At 73.6% G+C, this 23,396-nt stretch carries 26 protein-coding genes; 9 read left to right on the plus strand and 17 right to left on the minus strand.

Annotated features, from left to right (window positions below; translation table 11 throughout):
• The first annotated feature begins 82 nt into the window (after positions 1 to 82).
• Positions 83 to 484, plus strand: a complete 402-nt coding sequence (locus ACI79H_RS05645) for an oxidoreductase (protein ID WP_456553394.1) — start codon at positions 83 to 85, stop codon at positions 482 to 484.
• Positions 485 to 535: 51 nt separating this feature from the next.
• On the opposite strand, the gene ACI79H_RS05650 is transcribed toward ACI79H_RS05645, so the two are convergent.
• Entirely contained in the window at positions 536 to 2,047 is a 1,512-nt protein-coding gene (locus ACI79H_RS05650; RefSeq protein WP_456553395.1) for a leucyl aminopeptidase, read from the minus strand.
• A gap of 36 nt (positions 2,048 to 2,083) precedes the next feature.
• On the opposite strand from ACI79H_RS05650, the gene gcvT reads away from it, so the two are divergent.
• Positions 2,084 to 3,202, plus strand: a complete 1,119-nt coding sequence (gene gcvT, locus ACI79H_RS05655) for a glycine cleavage system aminomethyltransferase GcvT (RefSeq protein WP_456553396.1) — start codon at positions 2,084 to 2,086, stop codon at positions 3,200 to 3,202.
• Here gcvT and ACI79H_RS05660 read toward each other — a convergent pair whose 3' ends face one another.
• The 4 genes from ACI79H_RS05660 to ACI79H_RS05675 are packed head-to-tail and all read right to left on the minus strand — an operon-like array spanning position 3,203 to position 5,381.
• Positions 3,203 to 4,342: a YihY/virulence factor BrkB family protein gene (locus tag ACI79H_RS05660; RefSeq protein ID WP_456553397.1), complete on the minus strand. Its 1,140-nt coding sequence runs from the start codon at positions 4,340 to 4,342 to the stop codon at positions 3,203 to 3,205. It lies immediately after the preceding gene.
• A gap of 15 nt (positions 4,343 to 4,357) precedes the next feature.
• Positions 4,358 to 4,660 carry a DUF4235 domain-containing protein gene (locus ACI79H_RS05665; RefSeq protein WP_456553398.1) on the minus strand — a complete coding sequence of 101 codons (303 nt, stop codon included), beginning with the start codon at positions 4,658 to 4,660 and terminating at the stop codon, positions 4,358 to 4,360.
• Complete coding sequence (locus tag ACI79H_RS05670) at positions 4,657 to 4,932, minus strand: DUF3618 domain-containing protein (RefSeq protein WP_456553399.1); 276 nt, start codon at positions 4,930 to 4,932, stop codon at positions 4,657 to 4,659. Before ACI79H_RS05670 ends, ACI79H_RS05665 begins: the two co-directional genes overlap by 4 nt.
• A complete protein-coding gene (locus ACI79H_RS05675; protein ID WP_456553400.1) occupies positions 4,929 to 5,381 on the minus strand; it encodes a phage holin family protein in 453 nt (150 codons plus the stop codon). Before ACI79H_RS05675 ends, ACI79H_RS05670 begins: the two co-directional genes overlap by 4 nt.
• Before the next feature lie 105 nt (positions 5,382 to 5,486).
• Between ACI79H_RS05675 and ACI79H_RS05680 the strand changes: the two genes are divergently transcribed.
• Positions 5,487 to 5,699: a hypothetical protein gene (locus ACI79H_RS05680; RefSeq protein WP_456553401.1), complete on the plus strand. Its 213-nt coding sequence runs from the start codon at positions 5,487 to 5,489 to the stop codon at positions 5,697 to 5,699.
• 16 nt (positions 5,700 to 5,715) lie between these two features.
• Here ACI79H_RS05680 and ACI79H_RS05685 read toward each other — a convergent pair whose 3' ends face one another.
• From ACI79H_RS05685 to ACI79H_RS05695, 3 genes are all read right to left on the minus strand, one after another.
• Positions 5,716 to 6,705: an aldo/keto reductase family protein gene (locus ACI79H_RS05685; protein WP_456553402.1), complete on the minus strand. Its 990-nt coding sequence runs from the start codon at positions 6,703 to 6,705 to the stop codon at positions 5,716 to 5,718.
• On the minus strand, positions 6,672 to 7,406 hold the full coding sequence (locus ACI79H_RS05690; protein WP_456553403.1) for an MBL fold metallo-hydrolase: 735 nt from the start codon (positions 7,404 to 7,406) through the stop codon (positions 6,672 to 6,674). Before ACI79H_RS05690 ends, ACI79H_RS05685 begins: the two co-directional genes overlap by 34 nt.
• A gap of 105 nt (positions 7,407 to 7,511) precedes the next feature.
• Complete coding sequence (locus tag ACI79H_RS05695) at positions 7,512 to 8,132, minus strand: DUF3043 domain-containing protein (protein WP_456553404.1); 621 nt, start codon at positions 8,130 to 8,132, stop codon at positions 7,512 to 7,514.
• Between the two features lie 141 nt (positions 8,133 to 8,273).
• Between ACI79H_RS05695 and ACI79H_RS05700 the strand changes: the two genes are divergently transcribed.
• Entirely contained in the window at positions 8,274 to 8,645 is a 372-nt protein-coding gene (locus ACI79H_RS05700; RefSeq protein WP_200492019.1) for a HesB/IscA family protein, read from the plus strand.
• Between the two features lie 57 nt (positions 8,646 to 8,702).
• Here the strand turns inward: ACI79H_RS05700 and asnB are convergent, their stop codons facing one another.
• The 3 genes from asnB to ACI79H_RS05715 are packed head-to-tail and all read right to left on the minus strand — an operon-like array spanning position 8,703 to position 11,389.
• Positions 8,703 to 10,634, minus strand: a complete 1,932-nt coding sequence (gene asnB / locus ACI79H_RS05705; protein WP_456553405.1) for an asparagine synthase (glutamine-hydrolyzing) — start codon at positions 10,632 to 10,634, stop codon at positions 8,703 to 8,705.
• Between the two features lie 49 nt (positions 10,635 to 10,683).
• Positions 10,684 to 11,034 carry a DUF3817 domain-containing protein gene (locus ACI79H_RS05710; RefSeq protein WP_456553406.1) on the minus strand — a complete coding sequence of 117 codons (351 nt, stop codon included), beginning with the start codon at positions 11,032 to 11,034 and terminating at the stop codon, positions 10,684 to 10,686.
• Positions 11,024 to 11,389 (minus strand): metalloprotease, encoded by a 366-nt coding sequence (locus ACI79H_RS05715; protein WP_456553407.1) that lies wholly within the window; start codon positions 11,387 to 11,389, stop codon positions 11,024 to 11,026. The genes ACI79H_RS05710 and ACI79H_RS05715 overlap by 11 nt, the downstream gene beginning before the upstream one ends.
• 230 nt (positions 11,390 to 11,619) lie before the next feature.
• On the opposite strand from ACI79H_RS05715, the gene ctaC reads away from it, so the two are divergent.
• On the plus strand, positions 11,620 to 12,510 hold the full coding sequence (gene ctaC / locus ACI79H_RS05720; protein ID WP_456553408.1) for an aa3-type cytochrome oxidase subunit II: 891 nt from the start codon (positions 11,620 to 11,622) through the stop codon (positions 12,508 to 12,510).
• Positions 12,511 to 12,561: 51 nt separating this feature from the next.
• Positions 12,562 to 12,966: a cytochrome c oxidase subunit 4 gene (locus ACI79H_RS05725; RefSeq protein ID WP_456553409.1), complete on the plus strand. Its 405-nt coding sequence runs from the start codon at positions 12,562 to 12,564 to the stop codon at positions 12,964 to 12,966.
• A gap of 512 nt (positions 12,967 to 13,478) precedes the next feature.
• On the opposite strand, the gene qcrB is transcribed toward ACI79H_RS05725, so the two are convergent.
• From qcrB to ctaE, 4 genes are all read right to left on the minus strand, one after another.
• Positions 13,479 to 15,140, minus strand: coding sequence for a cytochrome bc1 complex cytochrome b subunit (qcrB, locus tag ACI79H_RS05730; RefSeq protein WP_456553410.1), 1,662 nt, complete (start codon positions 15,138 to 15,140; stop codon positions 13,479 to 13,481).
• A complete protein-coding gene (gene qcrA, locus ACI79H_RS05735; protein WP_456553411.1) occupies positions 15,140 to 16,252 on the minus strand; it encodes a cytochrome bc1 complex Rieske iron-sulfur subunit in 1,113 nt (370 codons plus the stop codon). The genes qcrB and qcrA overlap by 1 nt, the downstream gene beginning before the upstream one ends.
• Positions 16,249 to 16,992 carry a cytochrome bc1 complex diheme cytochrome c subunit gene (gene qcrC, locus ACI79H_RS05740; protein WP_456553412.1) on the minus strand — a complete coding sequence of 248 codons (744 nt, stop codon included), beginning with the start codon at positions 16,990 to 16,992 and terminating at the stop codon, positions 16,249 to 16,251. Before qcrC ends, qcrA begins: the two co-directional genes overlap by 4 nt.
• Positions 16,993 to 17,101: 109 nt before the next feature.
• A complete protein-coding gene (gene ctaE / locus ACI79H_RS05745; protein WP_456553413.1) occupies positions 17,102 to 17,713 on the minus strand; it encodes an aa3-type cytochrome oxidase subunit III in 612 nt (203 codons plus the stop codon).
• 134 nt (positions 17,714 to 17,847) lie between these two features.
• Here ctaE and ACI79H_RS05750 point away from each other — a divergent pair, with 134 nt between their 5' ends.
• Positions 17,848 to 18,273: a hypothetical protein gene (locus tag ACI79H_RS05750; RefSeq protein ID WP_456553414.1), complete on the plus strand. Its 426-nt coding sequence runs from the start codon at positions 17,848 to 17,850 to the stop codon at positions 18,271 to 18,273.
• Entirely contained in the window at positions 18,270 to 19,325 is a 1,056-nt protein-coding gene (gene trpD, locus ACI79H_RS05755; protein WP_456553415.1) for an anthranilate phosphoribosyltransferase, read from the plus strand. The genes ACI79H_RS05750 and trpD overlap by 4 nt, the downstream gene beginning before the upstream one ends.
• A 15-nt stretch (positions 19,326 to 19,340) precedes the next feature.
• On the opposite strand, the gene ACI79H_RS05760 is transcribed toward trpD, so the two are convergent.
• Together ACI79H_RS05760 and ACI79H_RS05765 are read right to left on the minus strand one after the other, a co-directional pair.
• On the minus strand, positions 19,341 to 19,628 hold the full coding sequence (locus ACI79H_RS05760; RefSeq protein ID WP_456553416.1) for an Lrp/AsnC family transcriptional regulator: 288 nt from the start codon (positions 19,626 to 19,628) through the stop codon (positions 19,341 to 19,343).
• Positions 19,625 to 21,445 carry a DEDD exonuclease domain-containing protein gene (locus tag ACI79H_RS05765; RefSeq protein WP_456553417.1) on the minus strand — a complete coding sequence of 607 codons (1,821 nt, stop codon included), beginning with the start codon at positions 21,443 to 21,445 and terminating at the stop codon, positions 19,625 to 19,627. The genes ACI79H_RS05760 and ACI79H_RS05765 overlap by 4 nt, the downstream gene beginning before the upstream one ends.
• 187 nt (positions 21,446 to 21,632) lie before the next feature.
• On the opposite strand from ACI79H_RS05765, the gene ACI79H_RS05770 reads away from it, so the two are divergent.
• The gene (locus tag ACI79H_RS05770) at positions 21,633 to 23,390 is read left to right on the plus strand and encodes a D-alanyl-D-alanine carboxypeptidase family protein (protein WP_456553418.1); all 1,758 of its coding nucleotides are present in this window, start codon (positions 21,633 to 21,635) and stop codon (positions 23,388 to 23,390) included.
• Positions 23,391 to 23,396: the final 6 nt, after the last annotated feature.

The raw sequence follows: 23,396 nt of genomic DNA on the forward strand, positions 1-23,396 counted from the left end.
TCGAGCGGGCGGGGCCTCGGGTCCATCCTGCCACTCCGGGAACGACCCGGCCGGGACCGCCGTTGGCTTGCCGAGCGTGCTGATGATCACCAGGGTCGCCGGGCGCGCGGCGGAGGACGGGAGAGGCGCCATGGGGCTGTTCGACCGGCTGCGCGGCAGGGGGCGTCGTCGTCCCGGCCGGGCGGGGGACGACGGGCGGCGGAGCACCCTGGACCGCGGCTCGCAGCGCACCGATCTGCGGCACCTGGAGCAGTTCGTGGCCTCGCGCCGCGGCGTCGAGGGCTACGTCGAGCCCCGCACCGCGGTCACCGAGACGACGATCGTGCTGGTCGCCGCCGACGGAGAGTGGACCCGCCGCCGCATCGACGGTCCCGACGTCGCGCGCAAGCTGTCGCGTGACCTGTCCATCCCGGTCTACGACGCCCAGGTCACCGGCTACCCCCAGCGGATGCGCGACTGGTCGTCGCGCCAGAAGGGGTTGTGACCTCCGATTTTCCGCGGAGAGGCGGGCCGCCTTTCCGCGGAAAAGCAGGGATCAGTCGGCGATGAGGGCCTCGATGGTGGCCAGCAGCGTGCGCACCGGGACGCCGGTGCCGCCCTTGGTGGTGTAGCCCCACGGCCCGCCGGTGTTGTAGCTGGGCCCGGCGATGTCGATGTGCGCCCACGGCAGGTCGGCCGGCACGAACTCCTTGAGGAAGTGGCCCCCCACCAGCATGCCGCCCAGGCGGTCGGCGTTGGCGTTGACGAAGTCGGCCACCGGCGAGTCCAGCCCGCGGCGCAGCTCCGGCGGCAGCGGCATCGGCCACATCGCCTCGCCGGAGCGCTCCGACGCCGCCACGACGGCGTCCCGCAGGTCGTCACTGCCCATGACGCCGGCGGTGCGGGCGCCGAGCGCGACGGTCTGCGCGCCGGTGAGCGTCGAGGTCTCCAGCAGGGCGTCGGGCCCGTCCTCGGCCGCGCGCGCGATGGCGTCGGCGAGGACGACGCGGCCCTCGGCGTCGGTGTTGGTGATCTCGGCCTTCTTGCCGTTCCGGAAGGTGACGACGTCGGCCGGGCGGTAGGCGGTGCCGCTGGGCAGGTTCTCGGCCATGGGCACGGTGGCGGTGACCTCGACCGGCAGCCCGAGCTGGGCGACGAGGCACACGGTGGCGATCACGGCCGCGGCACCGGCCATGTCGCTCTTCATGTCCTCCATCTTCGCGGCGGGCTTGATCGAGATGCCGCCGCTGTCGAAGGTGATGCCCTTGCCGACCAGTGCGATCTTCTTGCGCGCGCCCGCGCCCCGGTAGGTCAGGCGGAGCAGCCGCGGCTTGCGGTCCGAGCCCCCGCCGACGGCGAGGATGCCGCCGTAGCCGCCGGCAGCCAGCGCGTCCTCGTCGAGGATCTCCGAGCTGAGCCCGAGCTTCTCGCCGGCGGCAGCGCCCCGCGCGGCCAGCTCGGCGGGGAAGAGGTCGTTGGGCGGGGTGTTGACCAGGTCCCGCACGAGGACGACGGCCTCGGCGACGGCGCGGGCCCGGCGCAGCGCCGTCTCGGCCTCCCCGGTGCCCGGCACGACGACGGTGATCTCCTGCGGGGGCAGCGGCCGGTTCGCGGGCAGGTCGGACTTGTAGGCGGTGAACTCGTAGGCGCCCAGCAGCGACCCCTCGCCGACGGCGTGCAGCCGCTCGGCGTCGGGCGCACCGCCGACGGCGGCCAGGAGGCTCACCAGCGACCGGCGCCCGGTCAGCGCCCGGCTGGCGGCCCCGGCCGCGCGGCGGACGGCCTCGGCGCGGTAGCCGCCGGAGGCGTCGGGCGCCCCCAGGCCGGTGACGGCGACGACCGGGAACGGGCCCTGGCCGAAGGTGGCCAGCCGCGTGACCTCGTCCTCGCCGCCGCGGGCGCCGAGGTCGGCCAGCGCGGCGAACAGCCGGCCACCGAGCAGCCGGTCGACCGCCTCGGCGCCGGGTGTGGGGAGCGGCCCGTCGGGGCCCTTGCCGACCGCGACGACGACGGCGTCGGCGGTGAGCTTCTCGAGGGGCTGGTCGGTGGCGGTGATCGTCGGCGGCACGTCCCGATTCTAGGGCGACCGTTAGCGTGATCCCCCGTGAGCCCGCTGACCTCGCCCCTGCACGACCGGCACGTCGCCGCCGGTGCCAAGCTCGCCGACTTCGGCGGCTGGTCCATGCCGATCGAGTACGCCGGCGGGGGAGTGCTGGCCGAGCACACCGCCGTCCGGGAGGGCGTCGGGCTGTTCGACGTCTCGCACCTGGGCACCGGCACGGTGCGCGGCCCGGGCGCGGCGGCGTTCGTCGACGCCTGCCTCACCAACGACCTCGGCCGCATCGGTCCCGGCCAGGCCCAGTACACGCTCTGCTGCCTGCCCGACGGCGACCCGCGCGCCGGCGGGGTGGTCGACGACCTCATCGTCTACCTGAACGGGCCCGACGACGTCCTGCTCGTGCCCAACGCCGCCAACGCCGCCGAGGTGCTCGGCCGGCTCGCGGCCGAGGCGCCCGAGGGCGTCGTCGTGGAGGACCGGCACGCCGACGTCGCCGTCCTGGCGGTGCAGGGGCCGCGCTCGCTCCAGGTGCTGGAGCTGCTGGGCATGCCCGGCGAGCTGTCCTACATGTCCTTCGTGACCGGCACCGGGGCCGGCGCCGGCGAGGTCACCGTCTGCCGGACCGGCTACACCGGGGAGCACGGCTACGAGCTCCTGGTCGCCGCGGAGCACGCCGGCGAGCTGTGGGACGCACTGCTCGAGGCGGGGCAGGACCTGGGCATCCGCCCGTGCGGACTGGGTGCCCGCGACACGCTGCGCACCGAGATGGGTTACCCGCTGCACGGTCACGAGCTGTCGCGTGACATCACCCCGCTCCAGGCGCGCGCCGGCTGGGCCGTCGGGTGGGGCAAGCCGGCGTTCTGGGGGCGCGAGGCGCTGCTCGCCGAGCGCGCGGCCGGCCCCGCGCGCACGCTGTGGGGTCTGCGGGCCACCGGCCGCGGCATCCCGCGGGCGGGCATGGCGGTGCTGGACGCGGCGGGCGAGCGGGTCGGGGAGACGACCAGCGGCACGTTCTCCCCGACGCTCAAGACCGGGATCGCCCTGGCCCTGCTCGACACCGCTGCCGGCATCGAGCCCGGCGCGGAGCTCGCCGTCGACGTCCGCGGCCGGCCGCAGGCGGTCGAGGTGGTCAAGCCGCCGTTCGTGCCCTCGCACGTCCGCTGATCAGGAGGCGTTCTTCCGGGTCGGGTCGGCGTCGCCCTTCCCGGGCTCGGCCTTCGCCGGCAGCGTGTCCGCGACGACGGCGCCGCGGGTCCCCATCGGCGCGGGGTCCCCGTCGGTGGTGTCGACGGCGGTCTGGTGCTCGGTCTCGGCGTTGATCTCCGCGCCCAGCAGCACCAGGTAGCAGGTCAGGTACAGCCACAGCATCAGCACGATGACGCCGGCGATCGCGCCGTAGGTCTTGTCGTAGGACCCGAAGTTGTTCACGTAGATGCTGAAGCCGACGCTCACCGCTGCCCAGAGCAGGGTGACGACCACCGAACCGAGGCTGACCCAGCGCATCTGCGGCGCGTCGCGGTCGGGCGCCAGGCGGTAGAGGACGGCCAGCGACCCGGCGAAGACGACGAACAGCAGGGCCCAGCGGGCCACCTGCGCGAGCACCGTGCCCACCGCGCCCAGCGGGAGCTCCTCGAGGACCGCCGGGACGACGGCGACCAGGGTGAGCGCCACCAGCACGAAGACGACGGCGCCGAGGGTGAGCCCCAGCGAGAGCAGCTTGCGCTTGACGAAACCGCGCGCCTCCACCTCGTCGTAGGCCAGGTTGACGGCGGTGACCAGGTTCCCCACACCGCCCGAGGCGCTCCACAACGCCGCCAGGATCGACGTGATCAGCCCGAAGGTGAGCGCGCCGCCGCTGTTCTCGGTGATGGCCGTCAGCTGGTCGCCGATGAGCCGCGCGGCGTCGTCGGGGAGCTGCTCGGAGAAGCCCTCGACCTGCTCGGTGACCGTCGCCGGCGAGGCCACCAGGCCGTAGATGGAGATGCTCGCGATGAGCGCGGGGAAGATGGCCAGGAACCCGAAGAACGCCACCCCGCCGGCGATGATCGGCATGTTGTCGGCGTTGTGCTCGGCCCAGGAACGCTTGAGGATCTGCTTCCAGCCGGCCCAGGGGATCTGGGTGGGGCTCTGCGCGGTGACACCGGGCAGCTGGTCCGGGGTGGGGGCGCCGGCCGGGAGCCTCGCCGGGTCGTCGGCGGGCGGCCGGGTGGCTGCCTCGCGGGCCGCGGCCCGCCGGGCGGCCTTCTCCTCGACCCGCTCGCGGATCCGGTCGACGGCGCTCTCGCGCGGCCTGGTGCCGGTCATCTGGGTGCTCCTCGTTCAGTCGCCGGGCCAGGCGCCGGTGACCTGCTTGAAGCCCTGGGCGCCGGCGCGGTCGACGGCCGCCTTCGTCGCGGCGAAGATGGCGCCCTGGATCGCGGCGGCCAGCACGACCTCCCGCATCCGGTACTCGCTCTGCAGCGCCGAGGGCGCCTCCTCCTCCTTGGCGACGAGCTTCCACACCTGCTTGAACACGATCCCGCTCAGCGAGCCGGCGACCAGGCCGCTCACCAGGCCGATCGGCCGGTAGGCGAGCTTGGCGCCCTTGTTCTTCTTGGCCTCGCCCTTGTTGCGCTTGCTCAACGCTTCCTCCTCGGGTTGGCGCGCCGGCGGCGCAGCACGATCAGCCCCACGACCAGGCCCACCAGGACGGCGCCGGCGCCGATGACGGCCGGCGGGCTCTCCCGGTAGGTCTCGACGGCGGTGTCCTTGGTGCGGGCGACCCGCTCGCGGGCGCGGGCGGGGACGTCGAGCCGATTGCTCAGCTCGTCCACGGTCCGGCCGAGCTGCTCGCGGGTCGCGTCGATCTCGGCCCGCAGCGCGTCGACGTCGCTGGTGCCGTCGGGGGCGGTCACCGGGACAGCCCCTGCTTGACGGCGGCGATGTCGGCCTGGACTCCGGCGATGGCCTCCGTCGGCACCGGCGGGACGGCCTTCTCGACGTCCTTCTTGCCCACCAGCGCGAGCACGCCGGCGATGACGAGCAGGACAAGGGCCACGATCAGCGCGGCGAGCCAGGCCGGGAGCGCCAGGTCCAGCGCCAGGACCGCGGTGGCGACGAGCACGGCCAGGCCCAGGAAGGCGAACAGCCCGGCGCCGCCGAACAGCCCGGCGCCGACGCCCAGGCGCTTGGCCTTCTGCGCGACCTCGGCCTGGGCCAGCCGTGCCTCGTCCCGGACCAGCCGGCTGATCTGCTCGGTGAGCTGGGTGACCAGCTGGCCGGTGGAGGCGTCGGCGGGGTCGGCCGGCACGGCGGCCGCGCGCGTGGCGCCGCCGGTCGGGGCCGGTGGTGGAGCTGCGGTCATGGATCCTCCGCTCGGACGCAGTCGCAGCACCCATGCCCGTGGGGAGGCGTCGGGTAACCACGACGATGATCACGTCACGGACACGGGCGCACTAGCCTGCGGGGCATGAGCTGGCACTGGCGCCTGGAGGACCCGGCGGGCGCGGCGGTCGAGCCGTCGTCGGTCGGGGTGGAGATCCCGCCCGCGGACAACCAGGGCGACGCGGAGTCGTGGCTGGGAGAGAACTGGCGCGACCTGCTGGCGCGCGGGGTGGCCACGGTGACCCTCTTCGAGGACGACCGCGAGGTCTACGGCCCGATGGGCCTGGCGGCCCCCTGACCGCCAGGCCCCTCGCTCACGCGCCGCGCGAGACCTTGCCCGGGTCCCGCTCGACGACGTCGCCCAGCACCTCGTCGATGCGGCCGAGGACGTCGGCGTCCAGCGTGAGGCCGGCGGCCTTCACGTTGTCGTGCACCTGCTCGGGGCGGCTCGCGCCGATGATCGCCGCGGCGACGTTCTGGTTCTGCAGCACCCACGCGACGGCGAGCTGTGCCATGGACAGCCCGAGGTCGGCCGCGATCGGCTTCAGGTCCTGCACGCGCGTGAGCAACTCCTCGTTGCGCAGGAAGCGCTGCATCGAGCCGCCGGCCTCGGCGTGCCCACCGCGCGAGTCGGACGGCGGCTGCTGACCCGGCAGGTACTTGCCGGTGAGGATCCCCTGCGCCAGCGGCGACCAGACGATCTGGGAGAGCCCGTGCTGCTCCGAGGTCGGCACGACCTCCTCCTCGATGACCCGCCAGAGCATCGAGTACTGCGGCTGGTTGCTGATCAGCTGGATGCCCATCTCCTGCGCGAGCTCCGCGCCGGCGGCGATCTCCTCGGCGTTCCACTCCGAGACGCCGATGTAGAGGACCTTGCCCTGCCGCACGAGGTCGGCGAAGGCGGTCATCGTCTCCTCGAGCGGCACCGTGGAGTCGTAGCGGTGCGCCTGGTAGAGGTCGAGGTAGTCGGTCTGCAGCCGCTTCAACGAGGCGGTGCAGCTCTCCATGATGTGCTTGCGGGACAGCCCGCGGTCGTTGCGGCCGGGCCCGGTGGGCCAGTAGACCTTGGTGAAGATCTCCAGCCCCTCGCGGCGCTGCCCGGCCAGGGCCCGGCCGAGGACGGCCTCGGCCTTGGTGCCGGCGTAGACGTCGGCGGTGTCGAAGGTCGTGATGCCGGCGTCGAGGGCGGCGCGCACGCAGGCGTGGGCGGCGTCCTCCTCGACCTGGCTGCCGTGCGTCAGCCAGTTGCCGTAGGCGATCTCGGAGATGGTCAGGCCGGAGCGGCCGAGGCGTCGGAATTCCACGGACGCCGACGGTAGGCCCCCGTCCGCAGTTCCGCGCCGTCGGGCAGCACCCGGGCGCCCAGCGCGGCCAGCCGCTCGCCCAGCTCCGCCGCCGGCGGGTTGTGGTGGCCCAGGTGGACGGCGACGACGTCGGTGCTCCCGGTGACCGCGCCGGCCGCGCGCAGCCGGTCGAGCTCGGTGCCGAACGTCGCCAGGTCCAGGTGCCGGGTGCCGTGCCCGCGCAGGTCGCCGAAGGTCTCCTCCAGCAGGACGACGTCGAACCGCGCGCCGGTCACCGCCTCGACGGCGGCGTCGGGCAGCGGGCCGGTGTCCGTGGCGTAGAGCAGCCGCCCGCCGTCGGGTCCGGTGAGGTCGTAGAGAACGGCGGGGACCTCGTGGTCGGCCGGGAGCACACGGACCTGGTAGCCCCGCAGGTGCAGCACCCGCCCCGGCTCCACCGGGACCAGCTCGACGGGGGCGCCCGGTGCGAGCCAGGGCCGGCACTCCTCGAGGACGGCGGCCGGGCCGGCGATGGTCAGCGGCTCCGCGGGCCGCACCCAGTGCCGCCACAGCAGGGCGAAGGGTGCGCAGTGGTCGGGGTGGGCGTGGGTGACCAGGACGGTGTGCACGTCCGCCAGTGAGACGCCGTCGGGCGGCAGCGCAGGGGAGAGGTCCAGCAGCACCCGGCCGTCGACGAGGACCGAGGTCTGTCGGCGCGACACACCGTGTGCGCGGGCGTCCGCGCACGACCCGCAGGCGCACCACGGGTTGGGCCAGCCGTCGGCCGCACCGGTGCCGAGCAGCCGGACGTGCACCGGTCGCCGGGCTCAGACGTCGGCGCCGACCGGCACCTCGGGCTTGGGGAAGCGCCAGCGGCGGATCATCGTGGCCCGGCTGATGCCGTACCAGGAGGCGCCGCGGACCTTCTCGGTGCCGGCGGGGAAGCGCTCGGCCAGCGTGCGCTTGATCTTCCGGTTGAGGACGACGGAGTCGACGATGAGCAGCAGGAAGAAGCCGAACAGCAGGAAGCTGGCGTAGCCGCGCACCGCCGCGCTGGGGACGAACGTGCCGATCAGCGCGACACCGGCGATGGCGAGGAACCAGCTGCCCACGTTCCGCCGCGCGTCGACGACGTCGCGGACGGTCTTGCGGACCGGGCCGCGGTCGCGGGCGGGGAGGTAGGCGTCCTCGCCGCGGGCGGCACCGCTGCGGACGTCGGCGCGCCGGGCGGCCTGCTGCTCGCGCATGCGGCGGTAGGCCTCCTTGCGCGTCGTCGGGGGCGGCGGGGGCGGCCCGGGACGGCGGCCCTGCGCCTCGTTGCGGCGCGGGGTCGGCCGGCCCTTGCCCGCCGTCTTCACCACGTGCGCGGACTGCCCGCCCGGCTCGGCCGAGGGCGCGGGATCGGTCGTCTCGGCGGCGTTCCGGCGGCCGGGCAGGCGGAGCTTCACAGCTCGGCAGTCTACGTGGACCCGCGCACGGCCTCCGGATCCGTGCTCCGGCGCCGTACAGTGGAAGAAGCTCCGCCACGGCGGTGTTGGTCCGCCGCAGATGGTGCGCAGCGGACACCTCGGATGCAGGAGGACACGGACATGACGGTGCAGGACACCACGACCCTCGACGGTGGCGCGGCCGGTTCCACGGGCGTGCTGCTCAGCGACCCCGCGGCCGCCAAGGTCAAGGCGCTGCTGGACCAGGAGGGCCGCGACGACCTGCGTCTGCGCATCGCCGTCCAGCCCGGCGGCTGCTCGGGCCTGCGGTACCAGCTCTTCTTCGACGAGCGGTACCTCGACGGCGACCAGACCTACGAGTTCGGCGGGGTCGAGGTCATCGTCGACCGGATGAGCGGCCCGTACCTCGGCGGCGCCACGATCGACTTCGTCGACTCCATCGAGAAGCAGGGCTTCACGATCGACAACCCCAACGCGGGCAGCTCCTGCGCCTGCGGGGACAGCTTCAGCTGATCCCAGCCGCACGGCAGAGCCCGGTCCCTCCTCGGAGGGGCCGGGCTCTGCTGCTTCTCACAACCGGACGGGGTAGACCGTCTGCGGGATCTCCGGGCGGATGCGCTCCTCGACGAAGATCCCGTGCCAGATCATGAACACCAGCAGGGTCCAGAGCTTCCGCGAGTGGTCGACCGGTGAGCCGGCGCGCTGGTTGGCGCGGTGCGCGGCCAGCATCGCCAGCACCTGCGACTTGTCCAGCCACTCGTCGGTCTGGCTGGCCTCGATCACCGAGCGCGCCCAGTCGTGCAGGTCCTCGGCCAGCCAGTGCCGGGTCGGGACGGGGAAGCCGAGCTTGCGCCGGTTCAGCACGTGCGCCGGCACGATCTGCTCCAGCGCCCGGCGCAGGGCGTACTTCGTCGTCTCCTTGGTCACCCGCTGGTCGACCGGCAGCGTGCCCGCGACCCGGAACACCTCCGGGTCGAGGAAGGGCACCCGCAGCTCGAGCGAGTTGGCCATCGTCATCTTGTCGGCCTTGACCAGGATGTCGCCGCGCAGCCAGGTGAACAGGTCCACGTACTGCATGGCGGTCACGTCGTCGTAGCCGGCGGCCCGGGTGCGCTCGTAGAGCTCGGCGGTGACCGCGACGTGCGAGAGGTCGGGGTCGCGGCGCTCCAGGAAACCGAGCTCGTCGTCGCGGAAGATCCGCGCGTTGCCGTAGTAGCGCTGCTCCAGGGGGATGGACCCGCGGCGCAGCAGGTCCTTGCCGCGCATCCCGTCGGGGAGCCGCGTCGAGAGCGCACCCAGCGCCCGGCGGACACCGGTGGGCAGCCGGTCGAAGGCGGCCAGCGACAGCGGCTCGCGGTAGATGTTGTAGCCGCCGAACAGCTCGTCGGCGCCCTCCCCGGAGAGCACCACCTTCACGTGCTTGCGAGCCTCGCGGGCGATGAAGTACAGCGGCACCAGCGCCGGGTCGGCGACCGGGTCGTCGAGGTACCAGACGACCAGCGGGATGGTGTCGGCGAACTCGTCGGCCGTCACCACCTTGGTGATGTGCTCGACGCCGATGGCGGCGGCCGACTCGGCGGCGACGTCGATCTCCGAGAAACCCTGCCGCTCGAACCCGGTGGTGAAGGTGAGCAGCTTCGGGTTGTAGCGCTTGGCCAGCGCGGCGATCGCGGTCGAGTCGATGCCGCCGGAGAGGAAGGAGCCGACCGTCACGTCGGCGCGCATGTGCACCCGCACCGAGTCGTCCAGCACGTCGGCGATGCGGTCGTAGAGCGCCTGCTGCTCGTCCTTCGCCACGGGCCGGACCGGGAAGGTCGGGTGGAAGTACCGCGTCGTCGTCAGCTCGCCGTCGGTCACCGTGAACCGGGTGCCGCTCTCGATCCGCCGGATGGCGCGGTGCAGCGTCGCCGGCTCCGGGACGTACTGCAGGGTCAGGTAGTGCTGCAGCGAGGCGGCGTCGACCCCGCCGGCCGCCGCGCTGCCCCCGAGCATCTCGAGCAGCGCCTTCTTCTCCGAGGAGAAGGCCAGCGCGCCGTCGTGCAGGCGGGTGACGAACAGCGGCTTGATGCCGAAGGGGTCGCGGGCGCCGAAGACGGTCCGCGTCTCGGTGTCCCAGATGAGGAAGGCGAACATGCCGCGCAGCCGGTCGACGACGTCCTCGCCCCACAGGTGGTACCCGGCGACGATGGCCTCGGTGTCGCCCTCGGTGGCGAAGGTGGCGCCGGCGGCCTTCAGCTCCTCGCGGAGCTCGAGGTAGTTGTAGATCTCGCCGTTGAAGACGATCCGGTAGCGGCCGTCGGCGTAGGGCATGGGCTGGTGGCTGTGCTCGATGTCGATGAACGACAGCCGGTTGAAGCCGAAGACCGCGCGGTCGTCCCACCACTGCTCGGTCTCGTCCGGTCCGCGGTGCCGAAGGCAGTGCTGGGCCGAGCGGACTGCCGCGACGGTGGCGTCGTCGACGCGGTCGGCGTCGGTGGAGAAGTAGGCGAGCAGGCCGCACATCAGGCGCAGGTCTCCCGGGATAGCAGGGGGTGGGCGGGGCCCGAGGTGGTCAGACCCGCTCGCCGGCGCGCATCCGGGCGGTGGCCCGGCGCTCGGCGACGAAGGAGAGCACCGGCACCGTGCCGGCGACCACCGTGAGCAGGAAGCCCTTGAGGGACCACCTGGCCCGCAGCGCGAGGTCCACCGCGGACAGGAAGAACAGGCCGTAGAGCCAGCCGTGCGCCGTGCCCAGGACGGTCGAGGGCTCCGGGACGTCGGCCAGGTGGTTGAGCGGTACCGCGACGAAGATCAGCGCGATCAGCAGGACGCCGACGACGGTCGCCATCACGCGGTAGCGCAGCAGCGCCTGACCGATGGCCTCGTCGGAGTTCCGCGACGAGGCCGTGCGCTCAGCGGCCATGACCGGCCCGCTGCCCGAGCGCCTTCTCGTTGAGCTCGGCGAGGTAGGCGTTGTAGGCGGCCAGCTCCGGGTCGCCGGTCGTGTCGATGCGCGGCCGCTGGTAGAGGACGACGGCGTTCCCCGGGGCGTCGGCGTCCGGGGCGCGGCGCAGCTCGTCGCGCGCCATGCGCACGTAGAACCACACGCCCATCAGCCCGTAGAGGGGCCACTGCAGGGCGTAGCTCCAGTTGACCGCGCCGCCGCCGTCCTCGGCCTTGGACAGCTGCCACCAGCCGAGGAACCAGGTGGCGACGAAGAGCGCGACCACCACGAGGTGCAGGAGCACCCACTTGGGGGTCAGCAGGCGGGACCACACACCCCGACTCTAACCGGCCGGGCCGCGCGGACCCCGCGGCTGAGGGGCGGCATCGGCCACACCGGGTGCGACCCGCCGGTCACGCGTCTCCGGTGGTCAGCCGCCGAGCGCCGTCGGCTAGTCTCGGCACACACTGTGAACGGCGTGGACGCCGCCTGCCGAAACCGGCCGGGGGCCCCGCTGGGAGGACCGTCCGGGGTACCGGGCGGAGGACGAGGAGGCAACGAGCAGTGGCTCGAGGCAGCAGGCTCGCGCGGCTGGCCGCGCTCGGTCTCCTGGGGGTGCTCACCCTCGCCGGGTGCGACATGCCCAACAACGAGTTCTGGCGGTTCGGCTGGCCCGAGGGCGTCACCGACCAGGCCGAATCGATGCGCGAACTGTGGACCGGTTCGGTCATCGCGGCGCTCATCGTCGGTTTCCTGGTGTGGGGCCTGATCCTCTACTCGGTGGTCGCCCACCGGAAGCGCAGCGACGAGCTGCCGCGGCAGACGGCCTACAACCTGCCGCTGGAGATCGCGTACACGATCGCGCCGTTCCTCATCATCGCCGGCCTGTTCTTCTTCACGGTCGTGACGCAGAACGAGGTCCAGGAGCGCAGCGACGACCCGGACGAGACGATCGCGGTCAACGCCTTCAAGTGGAACTGGCAGTTCGTCTACCCCGACACCGAGGGCCCCGACGGCGAGGCGGTCAACACCGTCGGCAGCAGCACCGAGATCCCGGTCCTGGTGCTGCCGACCGACCGCTCGATCCGCTTCGAGGTGGCCTCGGCCGACGTCATCCACTCGTTCTGGGTGCCGGAGTTCCTCTTCAAGCTCGACGTGATCCCCGGCAACGAGAACGGCCGCGACAACGTCTTCGAGGTGACCGTCCGCGAGGAGGGTGCCTACGTGGGCCGCTGCGCCGAGCTCTGCGGGACCTACCACGCGTACATGAACTTCGAGGTCCGCGCCGTGTCCGGTGAGGACTACGACGCCTACCTCGCGGCGCGCGAGGAGGGGCTGGACACCTACGAGGCCCTCGACGAGATCGGCCAGCCCGGCGCTGCGACGAGCACGACGCCGCTCGAGCTCTTCCAGGCCAAGCAGGACGACCAGCAGGGGGCGGGCGGCAATGGCTGACCGCCGCTCGCTGCCGGCCCGCACCGCTCCCACGTCCGAGGAGGCACGACCGTGAAGGTCGAGGCGCTGATCTTCAACATCATCGCGATCTTCTGCGTCGCCGCGGCCGTGACCTACGGCGTGTGGGCGAAGGAGCCGATCGGCACGACCGCCCTGGTCCTCTCCGCGGGGCTGACCGGCATGATCGGGGCCTTCTTCTGGTTCGTGTCGCGGCGCATCGACGCCCGTCCCGAGGACCGCAAGGACGCCGAGATCGCCGACGGCGCCGGCGAGCTGGGCTTCTTCAGCCCGGCCAGCTACTGGCCCTTCGGCCTGGCTCTCTCCGTCGCCATGGCGGGTCTGGGCCTGGCCTTCTGGTACTTCTGGCTGATCGCCATCGCCGCGGCCGCGATCCTCTGCACCGTCGGCGGTCTGCTGTTCGAGTACTACGTGGGGCAGAACGCCACGCAGAGCTGAGCACCACCCCCGTCCGAGGGCCCCTCCCGCTGCGGCGGGAGGGGCCCTCGTGCGTTGCAGGGCCGGCGGTCGTCGTAGGCGCTCCCAGGGCGTTCTCCCGTGCCCCTCGGGTGCCGCAGGACCCCGTGAACGCGAGGACGGCTCCGGGGAGGCACGGCCGGCCGGGCCGAGCAGCACTGACGCGCGCCGGCGGCGTGCGGTCCCCCGCGGTGGTGGCGGCCGGGACATGCCGGGCGAGTGGGAGCGGCGGCCGACGGGCTTTCTCAGGCGCTTCCCGGGGGACTTCTCGTGCTCCCTGAGTGCCGCTGCACCCGGGAGCGCGAGGAACGCCCGGGGAGCCGGCCGTCGGTGACCGAATCACCCGCGCTCACCCATCCCCGCCGAAGTGGCCACTCCGGTGGATGGGGAGGGTCGGCGCACGGGCCCCGGACGTGCAGCAGGGCTCCGGACATGCAGCAGGGCCCCGGTGGACGGATCCACCGGGGCCCTGCTGGACGTGCGCTGCTCGACCGTCAGTCGCGCGGCTCCTGCGGGCGGCCACCCTCGGAGGGCCGGCCGGAGGAGGTGAGCTCGCGGCTCTCGTCGGCGGCGAGGCCGCGGCCCTCGGCGCGCTGCTCGAGCTCGACCTGGGCCGGCTCCTCGATCGGCGAGAAGAAGCCCCGGATCGCGCGCCGGGCGGCACCGATCTGATTCATCTTCTTGGGCACCGGAGCCCCGCCGTAGGTGAGCTGGCCGTGGCCGTGCTCGTCGACCGGGCCCAGCGGCTGGTGGACCTCGATGAACTCACCGTGCGGGAGGCGACGGATGATGCCGGTCTCGATGCCGTGCTCGAGCACCTCGCGGTCGTGCTTCTGGAGACCCAGGCAGATCCGGTAGGTGAGCACGTACGCGATGGGCGGCAGCACGATCACGCCGAGGCGACCGAACCAGATCATCGCGTTGAGGCTGACGTCGAACTTGTCGGCGAACACGTCGTTCCCGCCGGACAGCATGAGCACGCCGTAGAAGGTCAGCGCCATCATGCCGAGCGAGGTGCGGACGGGGACGTCGCGCGGACGCTGCAGGATGTGGTGCGACGCGGTGTCGCCGGAGAGCTTCCGCTCGATGACCGGGTACAGCGCGAGCACCGTGAACATCGCACCGGCGACGACGACCGTGGGCCAGAACAGCGCCGGGATCGTGTAGTTGCCGGGGAGGTTGATGTCCCAGGCCGGGAAGATGCGGGTCGAGCCGTCCAGGAACAGGATGTACCAGTCGGGCTGCGACGCGGCCGAGACCTGGGCCGGGTTGTACGGGCCCCAGAGCCACACCGGGTTGATCTGCACGAGGCCACCCAGGGCGGCGATAACGCCGAACACGATGAACAGCAGACCGGTCGCCTTTGCCGCGAACGTCGGGAAGAGGCGGTTGCCGACCACGTTGTGCTCGGTGCGGCCCGGGCCGGCGAACTGGGTGTGCTTCTGCTTGACCAGGATCAGCAGGTGCACCGCGATGAGGGCCAGCAGGATCGCCGGGATGATCAGCACGTGCGCGATGTAGAAGCGCCCGATGATCAGCTCGCCGACGAAGTCGCCGCCGAACACCGCCCAGTGCGCCCAGGTCCCGATGACCGGGATCGACAGGATGATCGCGCTGATGATGCGGAGACCGGTGCCCGAGAGCAGGTCGTCGGGAAGGGTGTAGCCGGTGACGCCCATGAGCAGGGCGAGCACGAGCATGACCACGCCGATGATCCAGTTCGTCTCCCGCGGCCGGCGGAAGGCGCCGGTGAAGAAGATGCGCAGCAGGTGCGCCACGATCGAGGCGACGAACATGAGCGCGGCCCAGTGGTGGACCTGGCGCATGAACAGGCCGCCGCGGACGTCGAACGAGAGGTTCAGCGCCGAGTCGTAGGCCGCGGACATCTCCACGCCGCGCAGCGGCGCGTAGCTGCCCTCGTAGACGACCTCGCGCAGCGACGGGTCGAAGAAGAACGTCAGGTACGTACCGGACAGCAGCGCGATGAGGAACGAGTAGAGCGCGATCTCACCGAGCAGGAACGACCAGTGGTCGGGGAAGACCTTGTTGAGCGTGCGACGCAGGGGTCCGGCGACGATCAGGCGGTCGTCGAACTCGGTCGCGGCCTTGCCGAGCCGGGTGGTCGGGGCGCCCGGCGCCGTGGCGGTAGCTGCCATCAGATGCGCTCCCGGTTCCAGTATGTGGGGCCGACGGCTTCAGGGTAGTCGCCGCGGGCGACGAAGAAGCCCTCGTCGTCGACGGCCAGGGGCAGCTGCGGCAGGGAGCGGGTCGCGGGGCCGAAGACCGGCTTGGCGCCCTGCGTGACGTCGAACTGCGACTGGTGGCACGGGCACAGGATCCGGCTGGTCTCCTGCTCGTACAGCGACACCGGGCAGCCGGCGTGCGTGCAGATCTTGGAGTAGGCGACGTAGTCGCCGTAGCCGAAGTCGCCCTGGCCGTCGCGGGCGGTCAGCGCCTCGAGCTGCGCGGGGCGCAGACGGATCAGCATCGTCGCGGCGTCGGACTGCCGGTTGCCGCCGGGCACGGCCGGGAAGACCGTCTCCAGCGAGCCGGGCTCCTGGTCGCCGGGGCGGATCGGGCTGCCGTCGTTGCGCACCAGGCGGACGCCCTCGGCCCAGGACGTGCGGCCCAGCGGGTTGCCGGTGTTCGGGTTCTTGATGAGACCGCCCAGCGGCATGAGCAGCATGAGGCCGAGGCCACCGCCCATGAAGCCCAGCGAGCGGGTGATCAGCTTGCGCCGGGCCAGCCCGCTGTTGTGCAGGCCGCCGACGAGGGTGGCACCGGTGGTGACCCGGTCGAAGTGCGAACCGTCGTGCTTGTCCTGCACCGCGGTCTCGTGGGGCAGCAGCTTCTTCGTGTAGAGCACCAGCCCGACACCGAGCAGCGCGAGGGCCAGGCCCATGGTGGCGCCGAGCAGCGGGGTGAAGAGGGCGCTCCACCCGGTGTCGCCGGAGGTCCACTGCCAGTCGGGGAAGAACCAGCCCGAGCCGACGTAGACGACGACGAAGGCGAAGGCGGCCAGCCCGGAGAGGGTGAAGACCAGGCCGACCTGGCGGATCGCGCGCTTCTCCATGCGCGAGCCGGGCTCGGGGCCCGGGTCGACGTGCAGGACCTCCACGCCGTCGTAGCGCGCACCGAGCCGGTCGAGCTCCTCGCGCGGCATCGCCGCGAGCTGCTCGGGGGTGTAGTCGTCGTCGGGACCGCCGTGCAGCGGGCCCGGGGTGTCCGCCCCACCGGTGGAACCGGGGCGGGTGTGCTGCGCGGTCACGCCTTGCTCCCCATCCAGAAGATCCCGAACATCAGGACGCCGATGCCGACCACCCAGATCACCAGACCCTCGGCGACCGGGCCCATCCGGCCGATGCCGGCACCGCCGGGGTCGGCCTGCTGGTCGATCGTCTGGATGTAGTTGATGATCGAGCGCTTCTCCTCCGGCGTCAGCTGGTTGTCACCGAACACCGGCATGTTCTCCGGCCCGGTCAGCATCGCGGTGTAGATCTCGAGGTCGTTGCTGTCGCGCAGGCTGGGCGCCGCCTTGCCGGAGGAGAGCGCGCCCCCCTCACCGACGAAGTTGTGGCACGAGGCGCAGTTCAGCCGGAACAGCTCGCCGCCCTCGGCGACGTCGCCGTCGCGGAGGTCGCCCGACGGGAGGGTCGGGCCGCCGCCGTTGGCCTGCACGTAGGCCATCAGCTGGTCGATCTCCTCGTCGGAGAACACGGCCGGCTTGTCGGGGGCGTCGGCCTCCTGGCGCACGAGCGGCATGCGCCCGGTGTGCACCTGGAAGTACACGGCGGCCTCGCCGACACCGATGAGCGAGGGGCCGCGGTTCGGGACGCCCTCGAGGTTCTCGCCGTGGCAGGTGATGCAGCTGCGCTCGTAGAGCTCGCGGCCGGCCGCCTCGGCGGCGGTCTCCGTGCCCTCGGCCGGGGCCGCCTGCGCGGGGCTGAACACCGAGTACAGGGCGCCGGTGAGCACCAGGCCGACCATCAGGCCGGCGACGTTGGCCACCCGGCGGCGGTGCTTGCTGCGCCGCCGCGCGCGTGCCCGGAGGAGAGGTGCGCGATCGGCAGCGCCGTCGTGGGCCTCGGACTGCGGGTTCTGAGAGGACACCGGCTTCCTAACGGATGAAGTAGATCGTGGCGAACAGCCCGATCCAGACGACGTCGACGAAGTGCCAGTAGTACGAGACCACGATGGCCGAGGTCGCCTGGGCCGGTGTGAAGCGGCCCATGGTCGACCTGATGAGCACGAAGACGAAGGCGACCAGGCCGCCGATGACGTGCAGCCCGTGGAAGCCGGTCGTGAGGAAGAAGACCGATCCGTACGTCGACGAGGCGATCGTCGTGCCGTGGTGGACGAGCTCGTAGTACTCGTAGCCCTGGCCCAGGACGAAGATCAGGCCCAGGACGAAGGTCAGGGTGAACCACCGGCGGAGCCCGAACACGTTGCCGGCCTCGGCCGCGAACACCCCGAACTGGCAGGTGACCGACGAGCTGACCAGGATCAGCGTGATCACCAGGGCGTACGGGACGTTGAGCTCCGTGGGCTCCGGCGGCCACCCGTCGGTGGCCCGGGCTCGCGCGGTGAAGTACATGGCGAACAGGCCGGCGAAGAACATCAGCTCGCTGGAGAGCCAGACGATCGTGCCGACGCTGACCATGTTCGGTCGGGTCAGGGAGTGCACCCGCGAGGTGTCGAAGGTGCTGCTCGCCACGGGGGCCGTTGTCACCCGGCCATCATGGCATCGGCCCCCCGCGCTGACGACCTCGGGTGCGCGCGTGGCGTGGCGTGCGCCGGCGGTGCCGGTGCGGGCGGTCGCGGTCCTACCCGGCCGGTGCGCGCGGAACCACTAGGCTCGCCCGCGTGAGCGCCGCCGGAAACCCCGAAGCACCGGCCACCGTGCTGGTCTACAGCTCCCGCGCCGAGACCCGCGAGGCGGTGCGCACCGCGGTCGGGCGGCGTCCCGCGCCGGACGTCGGCCCGCTCACCTGGGTCGAGTGCGCCACCGGGGACGAGGTGGTCGCCGCGGTCGACGGCGGGGGCGTCGCGCTGTGCATCCTGGACGGCGAGGCCCAGCCCACCGGCGGTCTGGCGCTGGCCCGGCAGCTCGAGCAGGAGGTGCCCGACCGCCCGGCGGTCTGCGTCCTCATCGCCCGCCAGCCCGACCGCTGGCTGGCGCACTGGTCGCGCGCCGAGGGCACGCTGCCGCTGCCGGTCGACCCGCTGACCGCACCCGGCCTGGTGGCGGACCTGCTGCGCGGCTCCGCACGTCGTCCCGTCGCCCGGTGACCGCCGCGCCACCCTCCCGGCCGTCCTGGGCCGGCCTGCTCAACCGGTTGCTGGCCGGGCAGGACCTGGCCGCGGCGGACACCGCCTGGGCGATGACGGAGATCATGGGCGGGGAGGCGACCCCGGCGCAGATCGCGGCGTTCGCCGTCGCGCTGCGCGCGAAGGGGGAGTCGGCGGCCGAGGTCGCCGGCCTGTCGACCACGATGGTCGCCCGCGCCACACCGGTGGAGCTGGCCGTGGAGTGCGTGGACATCGTCGGGACCGGCGGCGACGGTGCGCACACGGTCAACATCTCCTCGATGGCCTCCGTGGTCACCGCGGCTGCCGGGGTCCCGGTGGCCAAGCACGGCAACCGGGCGGCCTCGTCGTCCTCCGGTGCCGCCGACGTGCTGGAGGCCCTCGGCGTCGTCATCGACCTGTCCGCCGCCGCGGTCGCGCGCTGCGTGCACGACGCCGGCATCGGCTTCTTCTTCGCGCCCGTGTTCCACCCCGGCTTCCGCTTCACCGGGGTGCCGCGGCGGGAGATGGGCATCGCGACGGTCTTCAACTTCCTGGGCCCGCTCGCCAACCCCGCCCGTCCGGTGGCCGCGGCCATCGGGTGCGCCGACCGGCGGATGGCGCCCGTGCTGGCGCAGGTCCTGGCCGAGCGGGGCACCCGGGCGCTGGTCTTCCGGGGCGACGACGGCCTGGACGAGCTGACGACCGCGACGACGTCGACGGTGTGGGTGGTCGGGGACGGCGGGGTCCGCCCCGACCGGGTCGACCCCGCGGCCCTGGGGATCGCCCCGGCCTCCGTCGACGCGCTCCGCGGCGGGGACCCGGCCTTCAACGCCGACGTCTTCCGCCGGGTGGTCGGCGGCGAGCGCGGACCGGTGCGGGACGCCGTCCTGCTCAACGCGGCCGCGGCCCTGGCCGCCTTCGAGGGCATCGGGGACGACGTCGCGGCGGCTCTCGCGGGCGGTCTGGAGAGGGCGGCGGCGGCCGTGGACGACGGCCGCGCCGCGGCGCTGCTCGACCGCTGGGTCGAGGTCAGCCGGGACGCGCGGGAGTAGGACCGGGGTCCTCTCTCAGTCCGCGGACTCGAAGCCGATCGAGAAGGCGGCCTCGAGGTCGTGGCGGGAGTAGGCGCGGAAGGCGATGTGCGTCTCGGTCTCGAGCACGCCGGGCACCTTGTTGATGCGGCCGGCGATGACCTCGGCGACCTGCTCGAACTCGCGCACGCGGACCAGGGCGATCAGGTCGACCTCGCCGGCGGTGGAGTAGACCTCGCTGACCCCGTCGAGGTCGGCGATCGCCGCGGCCACCTCGGGGATGGAGTCGGTGGCTGCGTCGATCATCACGATGGCGGTGATCACGCCGGCGATGCTAGCGGGGACCGCCCGCGGTCGCCGACGCCCGCGGTGATCCGGTCGGGCCGTGCCCGGGTGCCGAGCGACCGCCCGTCGGCGAACGGGTCGCGCCGGGCCCCGGTGCCGTCGGCCATGGCGAGGAAGCGGCTGAACGCCCCCGTGCCCGGTGCGGGGCTGGCCAGCGTGCCGTCCAGCTCGACCAGGCGGGTGCCCGGCTTCTCCATCCAGCGCAGCACCAGTTCGGTCTCGTCGACGGTGGCGGCGATCTCGCCGTCCGGGCCGAGCACCGTCTCCGCGGTGCTCAGCAGGCCGGCCAGCGTGCCGCGGACCGACGTCCCCCGGGGTGCGACGCCGGCGCTGACGAGCCGGCCGCGCCGGACGACGGACAGCTCCCAGCCACCGGCGCCGTCGGTGCGCGCGAGGACCAGCTCCGGGACGGCGGCCAGCGACTCCAGCCGCTGCCGGCGGCGCACGGCCCGCAGCAGCACGGCGATCCGGTCGCGGAGGACGGCGGCGTCCTCGTAGCGCTCCTCGGCGGCCAGCCGCTCGACCCGCTCCAGCAGCGGGGCGACCAGCGCGACGGGGTCGCAGGCGACCGCCGCCCGCAGGACCCCCGCGACGTCGGCGTACTCGGCGACGGACTGGGCGCCGGTGCACGGCGCCCCGCACCGGCCCATGTCGAACAGCGCGCAGGCCGACCCGGACGGGGCGCGGGCGGAGATGCGGGCGGTGCACTGCCGCAGGGGAAGCGACTCGTGGACGGCCGCCACCGCCGCGTCGGCGGCGCGGCGGTCGGGGAAGGGGCCGAGGAAGACCCCGGCGCCAGGGCGGACGCGGCGCACCACGGACAGCCGGGGGAAGGGCTCGTCGGTGAGCCGCACCCACAGCGCCCGCTCGGGGAAGCGGGAGCGCCGGTTGTACCGGGGCTTGTGCTCGGCGATGAGGCGCAGCTCGCGGACCGCCGCCTCCAGGGCGTGCGCGCACGGGATGGCGTCGACCCGGTGCGCGAGCGCGACCATCTCGGTGATCCGGCTGCGCTGCTCGCCGGAGGTGAAGTAGCTGCGCACCCGCGTCCGCAGGTCGGTCGACGTGCCCACGTAGAGCGGCTCGTCGCGCGGGCCGCGGAAGAGGTAGACGCCCGGGCCGTGCGGCACGGTGTCGGCCAGGTGGCGCTTGCGCCGGCGCTCGGGGTCGATCTGGCGGGTGAGGCCGGTGAGCTCCTCGAGCGAGGAGATGCCCAGCGGGCCCAGCCGCTCGAACAGCCCGTGCAGCACGTCGACGGTGGCCCGCGCGTCGTCCAGCGCGCGGTGCGTGGGGGAGGTGGTGGCCCGGAAGTACGGCGCCAGCGTGGCCAGCTTGCAGTTGGGCACCTCGTCGCGGGTGAGCAGCCGGCGGGCGAGCACCGCCGTGTCGACCGAGGCCGCAGCGGGCCAGGGGATCGCGTTCTCGGCGCACGCGGCCTTGAGGAACCCGAGGTCGAACGGGGCGTTGTGCGCGACGAGCACGGCCCCGCGTGCGAACTCCAGGAAGGAGGGCAGCACCGTCCCGATCCGTGGCGCGGCGGCGACCATCGACGTCGTGATCCCGGTGAGCACGCTGATGTAGGGCGGGATCGCCGTCCCGGGGTCCACGAGGGTCTGGAACTCGCCGAGCACCACGCCGCCGCGCACCTTCACCGCACCGATCTCGGTGATCGCGCTGTCCTTCGGGGAACCACCGGTGGTCTCCAGGTCGACCACGACGAAGGTGACCTCGGCCAGCGGCGTGCCGAGTTCCTCGATCGTTCCCTGCACGTAGAGCGGGAGGGCGGGGGAGGAGCTCACGGGGCGGACGGTAGGTCGGGGTGCCGACAGTCCCGGGGACGCCGCGCCGGGGCGGTCGCTGCGCGGGGCGGCCGGCCGGGTCGCCCGGCCGGGGGGTACCAGGCCTCCCACCTGGCGGTTCGCCGCCGGCCGGGACACCATCACCTGCGGTGGGCGACGCCGCCCGGATTCCGCAGAGGTGGTCCCGATGTACCCGCGCCCCCCGAGGTCGGCGGTGCCGTGCGCGCCGCGCGGCCGCCCGCCGGCGAGGCTGCTCGTCGCGCCGCTGGTCGCGCTCGCCCTCCTGGTGCCGGCCGCCCCGGCGGGAGCGGCGCCCAGCGACCAGCCGGGCGGGACGTCCGGGGTGCTCGACAGCCGGGCGCTCGACGAGCTCCAGCAGCGGGCCTCCGAGGTGCAGCGCGGGCTGCAGGAGCAGCAGGGGGCGGTGGTCGAGGCCCGGGACGCCCTGGCCGAGGCCGAGCGCGCCGTGGCCGGCGCCCAGGCGGTGCTGGGCGAGGCCGAGGGCGAGCTGGCGGTGCACCAGGAGGAGGTCGCGCGCTACGCCGCGGCCGTCTACCGGGACGGTGGCGCGGTGACCCCGCTGACGCTGCTGCTGACCGGGGGCGACCCCGGCGACGTGGTGTCCGCGCTCGGCTTCCTCGACGTCGTCGACCGGCACGCGGCCTCGGTCATCGGCGACGCGGAGGCGCAGCGGCAGACCGCTCTCGGGGAGCAGCGGCAGGCCGCCGCGGCGCTCGAGCAGGCGCGGGCCCGCGCCGACGAGGTCGGCGCGCGGATGGCGGAGCTGGAGGCCGCGGCCTCCGAGGTCACCGCGGAGCTGGACGCCGCCCTCGGTGCGGTGGACAGGCAGCTGGCCCAGCTGCAGCAGGAGCAGGTCGAGGTCAACGAGCGGACGGCGGCCAGCTGGCGCGCCTACGTCGACCAGCTGGCCGCGGCCGGCGTGGTCGCCCCGCCGGCAGCCGCGCTGGGCGACCCGGCGGCGGGCCTGCCCGAGCGCCTGGTGCCGGTGGGGGCGGCCGGTGGCGGCGCCCAGCGCGGCGCAGCGCAGCTGCCGGGCCGGCCCTCGTCGCTGCTCGTGCTGCCCGCGGAGACGCTGGCGGCGGTCAGCGCCGCCATGGAGGCGCTGGGGCTGCCCTACGCGCCCGGGACGGCGGGACCCGAGTCCTGGGGGTGCGGCTCGCTCGTGCAGGCGGTCTACGGGCGGGCCGGCATCCCGCTGCCGGGGGAGCAGGCGGAGCTGTTCGCCGTCACGACGCCGGTCGCCCCCGCCGACGTGCTGCCCGGGGACCTGGTCTTCCTGGGGACGCCGGAGGCGGGGCTCGGCCACGTCGGCCTGGCCCTGGACGCGCGCACCATGCTCGCGGCCGACGCTCGCGCGGGCGCCGTCGTCGTCCGCACGCTGCCCGCCGAACAGGTGCTCGGTGTCGGCCGGCCGGTCCTCGGCCGGCGCCCGCCGGTCGCGGCGCCGGGGCCGGCCGCGGGCGCGCTGCGGGTGGAGTGCGGCAACACCGTCTACCCGCCCAGCTACGACGGCGCGCGGCAGTGGGGCGGCTACCCCAACGGCCTCATCCCGCCCAGCGCCATGTGCGCGCTCGGGACGGGCGGGCACACGCTGCGCTGCGACGCCGCCGCGGCCTACCGCGCGATGTCGGGGGCGTACGCGGCCGCCTTCGGCGGGCCGCTGTGCATCACCGACTCCTACCGCACCTACGCCGGGCAGGTGGAGCTCTACGGCGAGAAGCCGGCGCTGGCCGCCGTCCCGGGCACGAGCAACCACGGGTGGGGGCTCGCGGTGGACCTCTGCGGCGGCATCGAGACCTTCGGGACGCCGCAGTACGCGTGGATGGTCGCCAACGCCGGCCGGTTCGGTTTCCTGCACCCCACGTGGGCCGACCCCGGCAACGGGCGCGAGGAGCCGTGGCACTGGGAGTACGCCGGCACCTGACCGCCG

This window comes from Blastococcus sp. SYSU D01042 (assembly GCF_054050515.1).

Excerpts from the sequence above, each read along its gene's own strand:
- asnB (WP_456553405.1), bottom strand. The coding sequence starts at position 10,634 with ATGTGCGGCCTGCTCGCCTACTTCTCCACCGACGCCGACCGCGTCGAC.
- ACI79H_RS05660 (WP_456553397.1), bottom strand. The coding sequence starts at position 4,342 with ATGACCGGCACCAGGCCGCGCGAGAGCGCCGTCGACCGGATCCGCGAG.
- ACI79H_RS05645 (WP_456553394.1), top strand. The coding sequence starts at position 83 with ATGATCACCAGGGTCGCCGGGCGCGCGGCGGAGGACGGGAGAGGCGCC.
- ACI79H_RS05700 (WP_200492019.1), top strand. The coding sequence starts at position 8,274 with ATGACGGTGCAGGACACCACGACCCTCGACGGTGGCGCGGCCGGTTCC.
- ACI79H_RS05675 (WP_456553400.1), bottom strand. The coding sequence starts at position 5,381 with ATGACCGCAGCTCCACCACCGGCCCCGACCGGCGGCGCCACGCGCGCG.
- ACI79H_RS05710 (WP_456553406.1), bottom strand. The coding sequence starts at position 11,034 with ATGGCCGCTGAGCGCACGGCCTCGTCGCGGAACTCCGACGAGGCCATC.
- ACI79H_RS05680 (WP_456553401.1), top strand. The coding sequence starts at position 5,487 with ATGAGCTGGCACTGGCGCCTGGAGGACCCGGCGGGCGCGGCGGTCGAG.
- ACI79H_RS05770 (WP_456553418.1), top strand. The coding sequence starts at position 21,633 with ATGTACCCGCGCCCCCCGAGGTCGGCGGTGCCGTGCGCGCCGCGCGGC.
- qcrB (WP_456553410.1), bottom strand. The coding sequence starts at position 15,140 with ATGGCAGCTACCGCCACGGCGCCGGGCGCCCCGACCACCCGGCTCGGC.